The following is a 15,074-nucleotide window of genomic DNA, read 5'->3' as shown; positions in this document are numbered from 1 at the left end:
AGAACAATTAGCACGAAAAAACAATGCAGGGAGTTAGACCATGGCCGAAGTCGTATCCTTTCGGAAGGACCCGAGCAAAGCGGGTGAGGGTGCGCTCGTCATCCCGCAACTGAGTGACGGCGTGCTGCGGCTGACGCTCAGCAATCCGCCTGCGAATGCGCTCTCGATCGCCGTCATGGAAACCCTGATCGGTGAACTGCAGAGCGCCGCCGAAGACGCTGCCGTTCGCGTGGTCATCATCGCATCGACCGGCAACGTCTTTTCTGCCGGCCACGACCTCAAGGAATTGACCGCGCATCGCGCCGATGAGCACAACGGCGAGGCATTCTTTGAGGAAACCTTTGCGCTGGCTGCGGATCTCATGCTGGAGATCACACGCTTGCCAAAACCTGTCATTGCCGAGATCGACGGCCTCGCAACGGCTGCCGGGTGCCAGCTTGTCGCTTCCTGCGATCTGGCGATCTGCACCGATACGGCGACCTTCTGCACCCCCGGCGTCAATATCGGCCTGTTCTGCTCGACACCGATGGTGGCGGTGTCGCGAGCAGCGCATCGCAAGCAGGCAATGGAAATGCTGCTGACCGGTGAGACGATCGACGCCTCGACCGCCAAGGATTTCGGGCTCGTGAACCGTATCGTGCCGAGGCAGTATCTGACTCAGGTCGTCACCAAATATGCCTCCGTCATCGCAAGCAAATCGCCGCTGACGCTGAAGATCGGCAAGGAGGCATTCTACCGCCAGCTCGAAATGCCGATCGAGGAGGCATACAGCTATGCGGCTCAGGTCATGGTCGACAATATGCTGACGGCCGATGCCGAAGAGGGAATCGGAGCCTTCCTTTCCAAGCGCATGCCGCAGTGGACGGGCGAATAGCTAGCCGAGTTTCAGGACCAGCCCGCCGAGCGCGATGATCGCGCCGGCGAGATAGCGCCACGGGCTGGCCTTTTCCTTCAGCACGATCACGGAAATCAGCAGCGCAAAGAGGATCGACGTCTCGCGCAGCGCCGCAACGGTCGCAACCGGCGCCTTGGTCATCGCCCAAAGCGCGAGACCGTAGGAGGCGATAGATCCGCCGCCGCCAATCAGACCACGCCACCAGTTGTAGCGGACATGCACGGCGACTGCGACGCTACCGCGCTTGGCGATGGCCCAGGCGAATAGCAGTACCGGCGGTAGCAGCGACATCCATAGCGTATAGGACACCGCATTGCCGGAGATGCGGGCGCCGATTCCGTCGACATAGGTATAGGTCGCAATCACGCAGGCATTCGCTAGGGCTAGCCGGATGGCGTGCCCGCCGCCTTTTCGTGCTTCGAAGGCCAGTGTCAGGATGCCGGCGCAGATCGTCATCGTGCCAATGAGGGCACCTGTCGACAACGTTTCGTTCAGGATGAAACCGCTGGTGGCCGCAATCAGGAGCGGCGCGCACCCGCGCATGAGCGGATAGACAAGGCCGATATCGCCCGCGCGATAGGCGCCGGCGACGAGCTGGAAATACACGAACTGCAGAATAGCCGAAGCGCCGATGAAGGGCCATGCGGCCGAATTCGGCAACGGCAGGAACAGCAGAAACGGAAGCGCGCAGGCTGCCCCGCCAGCCGATATCAGGCTTGCATCCAGCGACTTATCGGTGCCCGCCTTGATCATGGCGTTCCAGGTTGCGTGCAGCAGAGCACCAAACAGAACGAGTAGGATGATGTGGAGAGGCAAAAAACCACCAAATGGTGTGAAAACTGATCGCTGGATGCTTGTTACGCGGCTGTTGGCAAAAAGCAATCCCGTTCGATGACGTGATGAATAGCGTTGAAGCAGGTCCTGCGCCCCGCGGCAACCGGAAGATGCCGTGTGGCCCCAATCAAAAGAGGAACGTACACCAGAGGTATTCATCGCCCAGCCGTCATTTCAACTATGAGGCGTCTCTAACATACGCATGAACATATGCGAACATATACAGGTTATACATAGAACAGTGATGGTGCGCGAAGCTGGGTCGCCGCAAATTTTACAATAGTGTGACAAAGCCGTCACGGAATCGGTCGATCCCTAAACGGTCAAGCGCCGGGCGCGATTGTTTTCGCAGGCTCGCGGATCATGATTTTGCTCTGGAGCCATGCTGTTTCAGAGCGTGTTATAAGGGGCGAGAAACATCCCGTCAAAGTTGTCGATATTCTGGCAATTCAGCACGCGACACCTCGGATTGTCCTTCGTCGGGATGGTCGTCCATTCAGCATATTGGTGGGCGTCGCAATAGGTGCTGTCGCGAATGTAACGGTCGAACAACGTCATGCCGCTCACCCGCTTTGACGGATACCGGAGGATCACCGCGCCCTCGTTATGGATCGAGGCGCGCGCCGCCTGGCAGCTGATACTGAGCGAATTATATCGGGAGATTGCAAGCGCCGGAGAGGCCGCCATGACGAAAGCGATTACAACAACCAATTTTTTCATGGAAATTACCTCCTTAGGCGCCCTAGTTCCTATATACGCGCAAACTAGCTGGCGGTTTCAGCGAATTGCCACGTAAACGCGATTGTTATTGGAGGTCGACGTTCTTGAATCACGATAGATATGAGGATGACTACATCCTCGACATTCTGCGTTCCGTGAAGACCATTGCCCTGACGGGCGCTTCGCCCAATCCCGCCCGACCGAGTAACGGCGTGATGGGGTATCTGCTGTCCAGGGGATACAAAGTCATCCCAGTGAACCCGGGGCAGGCGGGCAAGCAGATCCAGGGCCAGCCGGTTCACGCCCGGCTTGCCGACGTCCCTGGAACAGTCGACATGGTAGAGGTCTTCAGGGCCTCGGAATATCTATCGGGTGTAGTCGATGAGGCATTGGCAATGAACCCGCTACCGAAGGTGATATGGGCGCAACTTGGCGTCCGCGATGACGCGGCAGCGGCAAAGGCTGAGGCAGCCGGCATCAAGGTCGTCATGGATCGCTGCCCGGCCATCGAATATCCGCGGCTTATCGGCTGAGTGGGTGGATTTTTCAAATAACGTGCCTGGGTTGAAATAGAACGCGATTAACTTTTCGCGATCGTCGGCTATGCTCGCCGCCATTCGATCAACCGAAGGGGAGGGCTTCATGGCCAAGAACGGTCCGGGTTTCAATACGTTGGCAGTGCACGCGGGAGCTCAGCCGGACCCCGCGACCGGCGCGCGCGCCACGCCGATCTATCAAACGACCGCCTATGTATTCAACGATTCGGATCATGCGGCCGCTCTCTTTGGCTTGCAGCAATTCGGCAACATTTACACCCGCATCATGAACCCGACCCAGGCGGTACTCGAAGAGCGCGTCGCGGCGCTCGAGGGTGGCACCGCAGCACTCGCCGTTGCTTCCGGCCATGCGGCGCAGGTGGTCGTCTTCCACACGCTCATGCGCGCCGGCGAAAACTTCGTGGCTGCGAAGCGGCTCTACGGCGGCTCTATCAACCAGTTCGGCCATGCTTTTGATAATTATGGCTGGCAGGTTCGCTGGGCGGATTCCGCCGATCCGGCGAGCTTCGAAAGCCAGATCGATGGGAAGACACGGGCAATCTTCATCGAGAGTCTCGCCAATCCCGGCGGCACCTTCGTCGACATCGCCGCGATCGCAGCGGTTGCACACAAGCATGGCCTGCCGCTCATCGTCGACAATACGATGGCCAGCCCCTATCTCATCCGGCCGATCGAACACGGTGCCGATATCGTCGTGCATTCGCTGACGAAGTTCCTCGGCGGCCACGGCAATTCCATGGGCGGAATCATCGTCGACGGCGGAACCTTCGATTGGTCGAAATCCGGCAACTACCCAATGCTTTCCAGCCCGCGCCCGGAATACAATGGCGTGGTGCTACACTCGACCTTCGGCAATTTTGCATTCGCCATCGCTTGCCGCGTGCTTGGCCTGCGCGATCTTGGTCCTGCCATCTCGCCCTTCAATGCGTTCCTGATCCTGACGGGCATCGAGACGTTGCCGCTGCGCATGCAGCGTCACAGCGACAACGCGATCGCGGTCGCAAAGTGGTTGAAGGCGCACAGCAAGATCGCCTGGGTGAACTATGCGGGCCTCGAAGATGATCCTAACCATGCGCTGCAGCAGCGCTACTCTCCGAAAGGTGCTGGCTCAGTGTTCACCTTCGGGGTCAAGGGCGGTTATGAGGCCGGCAAGACGCTGGTCGAGGGGTTGGAGCTGTTCTCGCATCTCGCCAACATCGGCGATACGCGCTCGCTGGTAATCCACCCGTCATCGACCACGCATCGGCAATTGACGGATGAACAAAGGATCGCCGCCGGTGCCGGTCCCGATGTCGTTCGTCTTTCGATCGGGATCGAGGACGTGAAGGATATCATTGCCGATCTCGAGCAATCGCTGGCGAAGATCTGAGCCATGGCAAACTACCTGACTTTTGACATCGACGGCGTCGAACCGGAATTCGGCGCCCCCGATGCCGACCGGATAATGGCCGGCGACCCGCAGTTCAGGACCTGGAGTCTGGAGGAGGCCGATGGCGGCCTCTATTCCGGCATATGGGAGGCGACGCCCGGCAAGTGGCGCATCGTTTATGATGAGTGGGAATATTTTAACGTGCTTTCGGGCTACTCGATCGTCACGGAGGACGGTGGCGAGGCCGTGCATCTTCGTGCCGGCGACCGGATGATCCTCAGGCCCGGCTTTAAGGGAACATGGGAAGTCGTTGAAATAACTCGCAAGGACTACGTCATCCGGCTCTGATTTCACGGTAGCGGAATAGTGGATATGCCGAAGGGTGTCGCCGCTGATCTTGGCTGGTTTTGACAGAGCTAACTGCTGTCGGAAGATGCGAAATCGCTGCGGACGATGCCGTGGCGCTGGAGCTTGTCGTAGAACGTCTTCCGAGGAATGCCGAGGTCCGCGATCGTGCGACGGACGTCGCCGCCGTTGGCGTTCAAAGCTTCGCGAATGATGTGGGCTTCGTAGCGTTCGAGCCTGTCTGGGAGCGATAGGGTTCGATCCGTCTCCGGTTCCGCCGCCGGAACGCGATCTGACGCCTGCCCGACGCCGAGCACGAACCGTTCGGCGAAATGCGACAGTTCGCGCACGTTGCCCGGCCAGTCGTATTCCCGCAGGTGGCGATGGATCGAGGAGGGGATCGCGGGAACGTCGCGTTTGAAGCGGTTCGCGGCACGCTCGGCGAAGTAACCGAAGAGAAGCGGAATGTCATCGCGGCGCTCCTTGAGCGGCGGAATAGAGATCGTTACCACGTTGAGGCGGTAATAGAGATCTTCGCGAAAGTCGCCGCGTTGGCGGGGATCGCCGAGATCGATCTTGGACGCCGCGACGACCCGCAAGTCGACGGGTCGGACCTCGTTGGTGCCCAACGGCGCAACCTCGCGCATTTCGAGCACGCGCAGCATCTGCACCTGTGTGGCGGGCGGCATGCTCTCGATCTCGTCGAGGAAGAGCGTTCCGCCACTCGCATATTCGATGCGGCCTACACGCTTCTTTTGCGCGCCGGTGAAGGCGCCGGGTTCGTGTCCGAAAAGTTCGCTTTCGACAACGCTTTCCGGCAACGCTCCGCAGTTCAGGGCAACGAAATTACCGGATGCGCGCCGGCTCCAGCGGTGCAGCAGGCTTGCCACGACTTCCTTGCCGCTGCCGGTTTCACCCATCAGGAGCACGTCGACATCGGTGTCGGCAATTTGCCGCAAGGTATGGCGCAGCCGTTCCATCGCCGGCGTCTGGCCGATCAGCGGCAGGTCATCGCGCGCCTCGTCTGTCGCTTTCCGCAGAGATCTGTTTTCCATCACGAGACGGCGCTTTTCGGCAGCGCGCCGCACGCTCTGAATAAGCCTGTCCGTCGCGAAGGGCTTCGTGATGAAGTCGTAGACGCCGTCCTGCATGGCTTTGACCGCCATCGGAATGTCCCCGTGGCCGGTGACCAGGATAACCGGCAAATCCTCGTCCTGCCGTCGTACGCGACCGAAGAGTTGGAGGCCGTCGATTTCAGGCATGCGGATATCGGAGACGACAACACCTGCGAAATCCGGACTCAATGCCGCCAGGGCTTCGCCGGCGTCGGAAAAGGCGGAAACCGAAAAACCCGCGAGTTCGAGCGTTTGCTTGGTTGCGCGCAGCAAGTCCTTGTCATCATCGATTAGAAAGATCGGCGTCGCATCATTCATGCCTTGGCCTTCCGCAGGTGGACCGTAAAACAGGTTCCGGTTTCGTCGCTCGTCACATCGATGCGGCCGCCATAGTCGGCGACAATGTCCTTGGAAATAACGAGACCGAGACCAAGGCCTTTTTCCTTGGAGGTGTTGAACGGCGTAAAGAGCGATTTCAGGATAGCGGGCGAAATACCGGGGCCGTTGTCGGCGACGTCGATCGCAACCTCGTCATCCGTCTCGGTAACGGAGACATCGACCTTCGCGTCCGCGCGCCCGTCGAGCGCTTCCAAGGCGTTCTGGAACAGGTTGATCAGGATCTGCTCAAGGCGAATGCGGTTGCCGAGCACACATTGGCCCGCTGGCGGCAGCCGGATGCTGAGTGCATTCAGTTGACCGGCAAATCGGCTTTTCAGGAGAACCACCGCCCCATCGATAACGCCACGCAGTTCCACAGGCTCCGGCGCCACGCGACCTTTTCGAGCGAATGCCTTCAACTCGTCGGTAATCGCGCCGATCCGTTCCGTGAGGCCGGCGATCGCTTCGAGGTTGTCGTCCACGGGGGTGGTCTGCTTGCGCTCCAGGAACACCCTGGCATTGTCTGCATAGGCGCGTATCGTCGCGACCGGTTGGTTGATCTCATGCGCGACGCCTGCCGCGACCTGTCCCAGGATCGCGAGCCGGTTCGCCTGCACAAGTTCCTGCTGAACAACCTGCAGCCTCGCTTCCGTCTCTCTATGGTCAGAGATTTCGGCCTCCAAACGGTCGCGTGCCCGGCTGAGATCGTCGGTTCGCGCGGTGACCCGTCGCTCCAGCTCTTCGCGCATGCCCTGTTCTTCCGCGATCTTGGTTGCCGCCGCTTGGCGCCTCCACAGAATTAACGCCGCGATTGCGAGAACGGGCAGAAGAACGGCCAGTGACAACAGGCGTATTTCGCGAACGGACGCCGCAACTGGCGCATCAGTGGGTACAAGGTATTCGAGATGCCAAGGCGTAGTGGGAACGGGTGTCGTTAGGCGCAAATACTCGCCTTCGCCGCTACCCGGTAGCACGGCGGAAACGAGCGACGCCTCGGCGTCAACGGGCCGAGGGCGCATGACCGGCAGCGTCGCCAGCGGCGCATCGCCGAACTGCAGGCTGTTGCGGATGGCGGCAAGGTCAGCCTGCGGCACAGGGCTGTTCATCATGAAGCGCCAGGAGGGGATGCTGGTGATGAGAACGACGCCGCGATCATCCGTGACATAGACAGGGCGATGTGTGTCGTGCCAGTCGCTCTCAAGCCGATCGAACTCAAGTTTGACCACGACGACGCCGAGCGGCGCTGCCGCACTTCCCACGCGGCGAGAAATGTAGAGGCCCGGGCGCTTGCTGACACTGCCGAGGGCAAAATGCTCAGCCGTTCCGTCCTCCATCGCCTTTGTGAAGTAGTCGCGGAATGTGTAGTCGTTGCCGACGAAACTGACGGGCTCCCGCCAATTGCTCGAGGACACCGCAATGCCGTTGGGGCCGATGACGTAGAGCACGGCGGCCTGCGTTCCCGTGACCAGCCGCTCGAGCTTCCGGTTCAATATGTCGATCGCATCGCTGCCTTTGGACGAAAGGCCATCGAGAACTTGTTGGTCTTCGGCAAGAAGCAACGGCAGCGCGCGTGGCCTCTCCAAGACTGCGTTCAGGAGCGCGACTTTCAGGCTGGCGTCGGTCCGGCCTTGGCCCGCGATCGCGTCAATGGCGGAGCGACGCCCATAAGCCTCCGCGCCAAACAGCACGGCAACGATGAGCACAGCCGAAATGGAGGCAAACAGAATCCACAGCCGCCGTGCGCGCCGGCGGACGCGGTCGAGGGAGCCAAAACCAGTTGTCGGTGCCGACTGAAGCATCATCTAGTTTGTGCGTAATTCCGCACTTCCGTCAAATCAATTTGTGCGAAAATACGCCCGCGTACTTAAGGTGGCGTAGGCCATCATAAAAAAAGAGATTGGGAAGCAATCACTTAGACGTCCGCATCGGAGTTGGCACGCATGTTGCAAAACCTCACCAAACAGCCAGCGTGGCTGTTGACTGGTAACGCAAATCGCCCCGGGAGGCCGCTTTTGGTTTTGGGGCACATGGAGGACATCATGGGTGCAGCACTTCCGGTCGCGGAGCCACGCGGCAAGGTTCCTTTTTATCGGCTTCTCTACGTGCAGGTTCTTGCCGCCATCTGCGCTGGCATCCTGCTCGGTCATTTCTATCCCGACATCGGCACGGCTCTGAAGCCGCTCGGCGATGCTTTCATCAAGCTCGTCAAAATGATCATCGCCCCCGTCATCTTCTTGACGGTTGCTACAGGTATCGCCGGCATGTCCGACCTGCAGAAGGTTGGGCGCGTCGCCGGCAAGGCAATGCTTTACTTCCTCGTCTTTTCGACGCTGGCACTGGCTGTTGGTCTGCTGGTCGCCAACGTCATACAGCCGGGTGCAGGCATGCACATCGATCCGGCGACGCTGGATGCCAAGGCCGTCGCAAGCTATGCGGAAAAGGCTCATGACTCGACCGTCACGGGCTTCCTGATGAACATCATTCCGAACACGATCGTAGGCGCCTTTGCCGACGGCGATATTCTGCAGGTGCTGTTCTTCTCTGTCCTGTTCGGCATCGCGCTTGCCATGGTCGGCGATCGCGGCCGTCCCGTTGTCGATTTTCTGCAGGCCCTGACAGCGCCGGTCTTCAAGCTGGTGGCAGTGCTGATGAAGGCTGCTCCGATCGGCGCGTTCGGCGCCATGGCCTTCACCATCGGCAAATATGGCATCGGCTCCATCGCCAATCTGGCAATGTTGATCGGCACCTTCTACCTGACGTCGCTGCTCTTCGTGCTCGTCGTTCTGGGTGCGGTCGCCCGCTACAATGGGTTCTCGATCCTCGCGCTGATCCGCTATATCAAGGAAGAACTGCTGCTCGTGCTCGGCACGTCGTCTTCGGAAGCCGCACTTCCCGGTCTCATGGCCAAGATGGAGCAGGCTGGTTGCAAGCGCTCGGTCGTCGGTCTCGTCATTCCGACCGGCTACTCCTTCAACCTCGATGGCACCAATATCTATATGACGCTTGCTGCGCTCTTCATCGCTCAGGCGACGGACACGCCGCTGACGCTGGCAGACCAGATCCTGCTTCTGCTGGTCGCGATGTTGAGCTCCAAGGGCGCTGCCGGCATCACCGGCGCCGGCTTCATCACGCTTGCCGCAACGCTTTCCGTGGTGCCTTCGGTTCCCGTTGCCGGCATGGCGCTGATCCTCGGTATCGACCGCTTCATGTCGGAATGCCGCGCCTTGACGAACTTTGTCGGCAACGCGGTCGCAACGGTTGTGGTCGCCCGCTGGGAAAATGAGCTTGACCAGACGAAGTTTGCTGCCGCCATGGCCGGCAAGCTGCCGCAGGAACCGCTGGATGGAGTGCCGGTGCTACAGGCGGCGGAATAACGCTTCACCGCCTGACTTTCAAAAGCGACGAAAAGGGTCCGCGTCCTCCGGGGCGCGGACTTTTCCATTGCTGACCTACCAAGCAAGGTCGAGGCGATCCAGACCGTGGAAATGATAGACATCTTTTACGACGGGCAACCGGGCAAGTTTCAGTCCAGGCAGCCGCTCGAAGAGAATTGGTAGGACGACGTTCAATTCCAGCCGCGCCAGCGGCGCCCCGATGCAGAAATGGATGCCGGCGCCAAACGACAGGTTAGGCGCCTCGTTGCGGTCGGGCTTGAAGGTAAGCGGATCGCTGTATTTTGTCGGATCGAGATTGGCTGCCGCCAGAATGAGGCTCACCTTGTCGCCTCGCTTGAACGAAATGCCGTCGATCTCGACCGGTTCCAACGCCCATCGCTGGAAGATGTGAACGGGCGCGCAGATACGCAGAGACTCTTCCACAGCTCGTTCGGTTGTCGCCTCGTCCTTGAAGAGGTCCGCCGGATTGTGCCCACTCTCCAGGATAATGCGGACTGAATTGCCGATCTGGTGGACCGTCGCCTCGTGACCGGCATTGAGCAGCACGATTGTCGTCGAGACGAGTTCGTCCTCGGTCAGGTATTGCCCCTTGTGTTCCGTATGGATCATGTGGGTCAACAGGTCGTCCCGAGGGTTGGCTCGGCGCTCGGCGATTACTGTCTTCACATAGTCTGAGAACTCCTTTGCTGCCAGTTCGGCGCCATCCTCATCTTCTCGTGTGCGACCGAAAAGATACATGCGAATATAGGCGTGCGACCATTTCAGGAGCTGCGGCCCCATCTCCTCCGGAATGCCGATCATGCGGGCAATCATGGTCACCGGAATAATGTCCGCAAATGCCGAAAGCAGCTCGACTTCGCTGTTCTTCTCGAAGCCGTCAATGAGCTTGTTGGCGAGTTCGGCAAGTTCAGGCTTCATCTTCTCGACGTGGCGAGAGACGAAAGCGCGGTTGACGAGTGTTCGCAGACGCGTGTGCTCGGGCGGCTCCAGTTCGAGCAAGGAGTACCGTTCGGCGAGGTCGAAATTCGCCAGATGCTGGTCCGGCTCGGGAAGGCCAAGTTCCTCACGGCTTGCGATGTGCAGGATCTGGCGGCCGAAACGGCGATCGCGCAGCAAGCCGTTGACGTGGTCGTAGCCTGTGAAAAACCACTGCTTCTGCTGCTCCCAATAGAACGTAGGACAGTGCGCATGCAGAGCGGCGTAGGCCGCGTTCGGGTCGCTGTAGAACGCCGGATTGCTGGCGTCGAGTGAGACATGGCGTGTGGCGGGGTCTATGGAAAGAAACGGTGGGATCATCATGCTTCGAGGCTTAGCGGATTTGCCAAGCCTCGAAAAGATGCTCAACCTCTCGACAGGGATCCGACGCGGCGAAGTGCGTGGATCTGATCGTCGAGCGTGGGGACGAGCTCACCGCCGGTATGATCGGGCTCGACCGGGGGCGGCGCTGCAGCTTCGGCCTCACCGAAGATGATGGTGCAGTTGCGGCCGGCTGCTTTGGCGGCGTAAAGCGCGCGATCCGCCGCCGAAACCAGCTTGTCTCTGTTTGCCTCGATGGAAGAGGCCATGGCGACGCCGATACTGACCGTGACCGGAATGATCGCATCGCCGGTACTGACGGGAACACGGCAGAATTCGGCGCGGATCGATTCCGCCAGTGCTTCCGCTTCAGTTTGGTCGGCCACCGTCGTGAAGGCGGCGAACTCTTCCCCGCCCATGCGGCCGAAGACGCCGGCAGGAACGAATTGGCGGGCCATGCGAGCAAAGACCGTCAGTACGGTGTCTCCAGCCTGATGTCCGAACCGATCGTTGACGCGTTTGAAATGGTCGAGGTCGAAGAGCAGTACCGCGACCTGGCGGTCATTGTGGAATGCGCGCTCCTGAAGGGCATCGAACTGTCCGAAGAGACCACGCCGGTTCAACACACCCGTCAGGGAATCGGTGAGGCTGAGCATACGAAGATGCTTCTCCGAGCGCTCCATGATGAGAAGGCAGGTATGGGCGCATGCAAAGGTCAGCATGAAGCCCGTTGCCATGGCAGCGCCGCCGGCGAAATTGGCGGCTTCCGCGTCGGTTGGGCCGATGATTGCCATTGCCATTGCCGTACCGAAGCATAGGAAACTCTGGAGCACGAAGATAACGCCGAGCGTTCGTCTGGAGCCTTCGTTGGGTTGGCCTGTCGCGCGGACTGCCATTGCAAGCGCGGTTGCGCCGGTGGCCGAGGCCAAGTTGTAGAGAATGACGCGATTGGTGTAGTCGTCGTTGACCCACGGCAGGAAGACGCCGCCCAGCCAAACAAGCGGCGGAAGGAATGCCCACCATTCGAGCTTGCGACGGTCAAGAGCCAGATACCCGGCAACCCATGCACTTTGTCCGCATAGTGCAATCGTATTGCCGATCTCGATCGAGAGAATAGCGGGTATCTGCCCCCGCAACGCCACCATTGCGAATCCAACGCCACTAAGAAGAAAACCCATTCCCCAATAGAAATAGGTCTTGTTTCGGACGTTATGGCGCCAGGCCATGAAAGCCACCAACGCGAGCGTCATGGCTTCGGAGCACCAAATGGCTAATCCAGTCGTAACATTGAACACGGCAACACCCCTTGCATTGCGCGTATTGTTTCGGAAGAAGCTGGCAACTTCATTAATTGCGCTTCTCCCTTGGCGCATTTTTGCGTTGAGTTGGTGTTAGGCTTTCTGGTCTGTAAACGCAGCGCAGCCGCAAGCAGATTCAGAATTCGTTTATCCTGACGCCGACAAAAGCTGTGTGGCACTAGGATTGCAGCTCGCTCTTCACCATCGCTTGCATGAATGAACCTATATCGGGCGAAAAGCATTCGCTCTGCACTAGCCCTCTTGACGTTATCCGTCAGCGCGTCTTGAAGAGGAGGGCAGGGAAGTTCTATGTAGGGATAAGGCAATTTCTTTGATTCCCGGCCACAGCCGGCAGACGTTGACAAAGGACGCACATGAGAAACCCAGTCGATACCGCTATGGCCCTCGTGCCGATGGTTGTGGAACAGACCAATCGCGGTGAACGCTCCTACGACATCTATTCCCGCCTGCTGAAGGAACGGATCATCTTCCTCACGGGCCCGGTCGAGGATCACATGGCGACGCTCGTTTGCGCCCAGCTGCTCTTCCTCGAGGCGGAAAACCCGAAGAAGGAAATCGCGCTCTACATTAATTCGCCGGGCGGCGTCGTTACCGCCGGCATGGCGATCTACGACACGATGCAGTTCATCAAGCCGGCCGTTTCGACGCTCTGCATCGGCCAGGCCGCCTCCATGGGATCGCTGCTCTTGGCTGCCGGGCACAAGGACATGCGCTTCGCCACCCCGAACTCCCGCATCATGGTTCACCAGCCCTCGGGCGGTTTCCAGGGCCAGGCATCGGACATCGAGCGTCACGCCCGCGACATTCTGAAGATGAAGCGTCGTCTGAACGAGGTCTATGTCAAGCACACCGGCCGCACCTACGAGGAAGTCGAGAAGACCCTTGACCGCGACCACTTCATGGATGCGGACGAGGCTCAGGCCTGGGGTGTTATCGACAAGGTGCTGACATCTCGCATCGAGATGGAAGGCGATGCGGCCTAGTGAGAAGTAGGGATGGTGTTGTATCCGCCACAGTTCTATCTCATTTGTGATCGAACAAGAGAAGAAACCCGGTGGCGGGTGCAGCGATCTCAAGTATTAATGCTATGTTGAATTTTTATGACATAGCATCGGCAGTGGAAGGGGAATTCGTTGCCGCCGGAGCCAGGACAGCTTAGTTTGGACCGGTTCGTACCCCTTAACGGCCTTGGCCGGCTGGGGCTCCAAAGTTGGAGCAGGCCAATGAGTAGACCGTTATTTCACCTTGAAATACGGCGTGCTGGAAGGAAAGTGATATGAGCAAAGTCAGCGGCAGCAACGGCGGCGACTCTAAAAACACCCTGTACTGCTCCTTCTGCGGAAAGAGCCAGCACGAAGTCCGGAAGCTTATTGCCGGACCGACCGTTTTCATCTGCGATGAATGCGTCGAATTGTGCATGGACATCATCCGCGAGGAAAACAAATCCTCGATGGTCAAGTCTCGTGACGGCGTTCCCACGCCGCAGGACATCATCAAGGTCCTCGATGAGTATGTCATCGGCCAGCGCCAGGCGAAGAAGATCCTGTCCGTTGCCGTTCACAACCATTACAAGCGCCTCGCGCACGCCTCCAAGAACGGCGAAGTCGAGTTGGCGAAGTCGAACATCATGCTCGTCGGCCCGACCGGCTGCGGTAAGACCTATCTTGCCCAGACGCTCGCGCGCATCATCGATGTTCCGTTCACGATGGCCGACGCGACGACGCTGACGGAAGCCGGCTATGTCGGTGAAGACGTCGAAAACATCATCCTGAAGCTGCTGCAGGCTGCCGACTACAATGTCGAGCGCGCCCAGCGCGGCATCGTCTACATCGACGAAGTCGACAAGATCTCCCGCAAGTCCGACAACCCGTCGATTACCCGCGACGTGTCGGGCGAGGGTGTCCAGCAGGCGCTTCTGAAGATCATGGAAGGCACGGTTGCCTCGGTTCCCCCGCAGGGCGGCCGTAAGCATCCGCAGCAGGAGTTCCTGCAGGTCGACACGACGAACATCCTGTTCATCTGCGGCGGCGCCTTTGCTGGTCTCGACAAGATCATCTCCGCCCGCGGCGAGAAGACCTCGATCGGTTTCGGTGCGACGGTTAAGGCCCCGGACGACCGCCGCGTTGGCGAAGTGCTGCGGGAGCTCGAGCCGGAAGACCTGGTCAAGTTCGGTCTCATCCCGGAATTCATCGGCCGTCTGCCGGTCTTGGCGACGCTCGAGGACCTCGACGAGGATGCACTGATCCAGATTCTCTCCGAGCCGAAGAACGCGCTGATCAAGCAGTACCAGCGCCTGTTCGAGATGGAAGATGTGGAACTGACCTTCCACGAGGACGCACTTCGCGAGATCGCCCGCAAGGCGATCGTGCGCAAGACCGGTGCTCGCGGCCTTCGCTCGATCATGGAAAAGATCCTGCTCGACACGATGTTCGAACTGCCGGCGCTGGAAGGCGTGCGCGAAGTCGTCATTTCGGAAGAGGTGGCTCGCGGTTCTGCACGTCCGCTCTACATCTACGCGGACCGTCAGGACGAGAAGGCCAACGCTTCGGCGTAAGCCGTTAGAAATATCTTTACGATACGAACCGTGAATTTGAGGGGCTTGCCGTCGGCAGGCCCCTTTCTATTTCAAAACCAGTGCACGACCCTGATAAATCTTGCTAAAGAGGTCTGAAAGCACCCCTGCTGCCGTTGCGGTTTCTAACGTCCGTGGCAATTATGGAATGATTCCGTTGGTGTGTTTCGGCCGTGTGTGTTAGCCGGCGCGGAAGTGGCAAGCGCCGGTCCAGGCCGGTGCTCCAGAGTGAAGGTGTTCCGTTGTCGCATAGCTGTCATGTCCAGGGGGACGCCGGCC

At 59.4% G+C, this 15,074-nt stretch carries 13 protein-coding genes; 7 read left to right on the top strand and 6 right to left on the bottom strand.

The genetic code is table 11. The features are described 5' to 3' along the window. Positions 1–40: 40 nt before the first annotated feature. On the top strand, positions 41–874 hold the full coding sequence (locus FHT77_RS21185; protein WP_183756855.1) for an enoyl-CoA hydratase: 834 nt from the start codon (positions 41–43) through the stop codon (positions 872–874). Here the strand turns inward: FHT77_RS21185 and FHT77_RS21180 are convergent, their stop codons facing one another. Then, complete coding sequence (locus tag FHT77_RS21180; RefSeq protein WP_183756854.1) at positions 875–1,711, bottom strand: EamA family transporter; 837 nt, start codon at positions 1,709–1,711, stop codon at positions 875–877. It abuts the gene before it with no gap. Positions 1,712–2,119: 408 nt separating this feature from the next. Beyond that, positions 2,120–2,449, bottom strand: a complete 330-nt coding sequence (locus tag FHT77_RS21175) for a hypothetical protein (protein ID WP_183756853.1) — start codon at positions 2,447–2,449, stop codon at positions 2,120–2,122. 104 nt (positions 2,450–2,553) lie between these two features. On the opposite strand from FHT77_RS21175, the gene FHT77_RS21170 reads away from it, so the two are divergent. The 3 genes from FHT77_RS21170 (at position 2,554) to FHT77_RS21160 (ending at position 4,723) form a co-directional block, all read left to right on the top strand. Next, entirely contained in the window at positions 2,554–2,982 is a 429-nt protein-coding gene (locus tag FHT77_RS21170) for a CoA-binding protein (RefSeq protein ID WP_016553590.1), read from the top strand. 109 nt (positions 2,983–3,091) lie between these two features. Beyond that, the gene (locus tag FHT77_RS21165) at positions 3,092–4,375 is read left to right on the top strand and encodes an O-acetylhomoserine aminocarboxypropyltransferase (RefSeq protein WP_183756852.1); all 1,284 of its coding nucleotides are present in this window, start codon (positions 3,092–3,094) and stop codon (positions 4,373–4,375) included. A 3-nt stretch (positions 4,376–4,378) separates the two neighbouring features. Then, complete coding sequence (locus FHT77_RS21160; RefSeq protein WP_183756851.1) at positions 4,379–4,723, top strand: cupin domain-containing protein; 345 nt, start codon at positions 4,379–4,381, stop codon at positions 4,721–4,723. Between the two features lie 68 nt (positions 4,724–4,791). Here FHT77_RS21160 and FHT77_RS21155 read toward each other — a convergent pair whose 3' ends face one another. Together FHT77_RS21155 and FHT77_RS21150 are read right to left on the bottom strand one after the other, a co-directional pair. After that, positions 4,792–6,153: a sigma-54 dependent transcriptional regulator gene (locus tag FHT77_RS21155; protein WP_183756850.1), complete on the bottom strand. Its 1,362-nt coding sequence runs from the start codon at positions 6,151–6,153 to the stop codon at positions 4,792–4,794. Then, the gene (locus tag FHT77_RS21150) at positions 6,150–8,012 is read right to left on the bottom strand and encodes a sensor histidine kinase (protein WP_183756889.1); all 1,863 of its coding nucleotides are present in this window, start codon (positions 8,010–8,012) and stop codon (positions 6,150–6,152) included. The genes FHT77_RS21155 and FHT77_RS21150 overlap by 4 nt, the downstream gene beginning before the upstream one ends. Positions 8,013–8,252: 240 nt before the next feature. Here FHT77_RS21150 and FHT77_RS21145 point away from each other — a divergent pair, with 240 nt between their 5' ends. Continuing rightward, complete coding sequence (locus tag FHT77_RS21145; RefSeq protein WP_183756849.1) at positions 8,253–9,587, top strand: dicarboxylate/amino acid:cation symporter; 1,335 nt, start codon at positions 8,253–8,255, stop codon at positions 9,585–9,587. Between the two features lie 75 nt (positions 9,588–9,662). Here FHT77_RS21145 and FHT77_RS21140 read toward each other — a convergent pair whose 3' ends face one another. Continuing rightward, positions 9,663–10,907, bottom strand: a complete 1,245-nt coding sequence (locus FHT77_RS21140) for a cytochrome P450 (protein WP_183756848.1) — start codon at positions 10,905–10,907, stop codon at positions 9,663–9,665. 41 nt (positions 10,908–10,948) lie between these two features. Next, complete coding sequence (locus FHT77_RS21135) at positions 10,949–12,199, bottom strand: GGDEF domain-containing protein (protein WP_312859766.1); 1,251 nt, start codon at positions 12,197–12,199, stop codon at positions 10,949–10,951. A gap of 377 nt (positions 12,200–12,576) precedes the next feature. On the opposite strand from FHT77_RS21135, the gene clpP reads away from it, so the two are divergent. Next, positions 12,577–13,206 carry an ATP-dependent Clp endopeptidase proteolytic subunit ClpP gene (clpP, locus tag FHT77_RS21130; protein WP_016553598.1) on the top strand — a complete coding sequence of 210 codons (630 nt, stop codon included), beginning with the start codon at positions 12,577–12,579 and terminating at the stop codon, positions 13,204–13,206. 293 nt (positions 13,207–13,499) lie between these two features. After that, a complete protein-coding gene (gene clpX, locus FHT77_RS21125) occupies positions 13,500–14,777 on the top strand; it encodes an ATP-dependent Clp protease ATP-binding subunit ClpX (RefSeq protein ID WP_016553599.1) in 1,278 nt (425 codons plus the stop codon). Positions 14,778–15,074: the final 297 nt, after the last annotated feature.

It is taken from the genome of Rhizobium sp. BK181, from assembly GCF_014193305.1.
GTDB lineage: Bacteria > Pseudomonadota > Alphaproteobacteria > Rhizobiales > Rhizobiaceae > Rhizobium.
The sequence above is the reverse complement of the archived record's forward strand: the minus strand, read 5'-3'. Positions and strand labels throughout refer to the sequence as shown.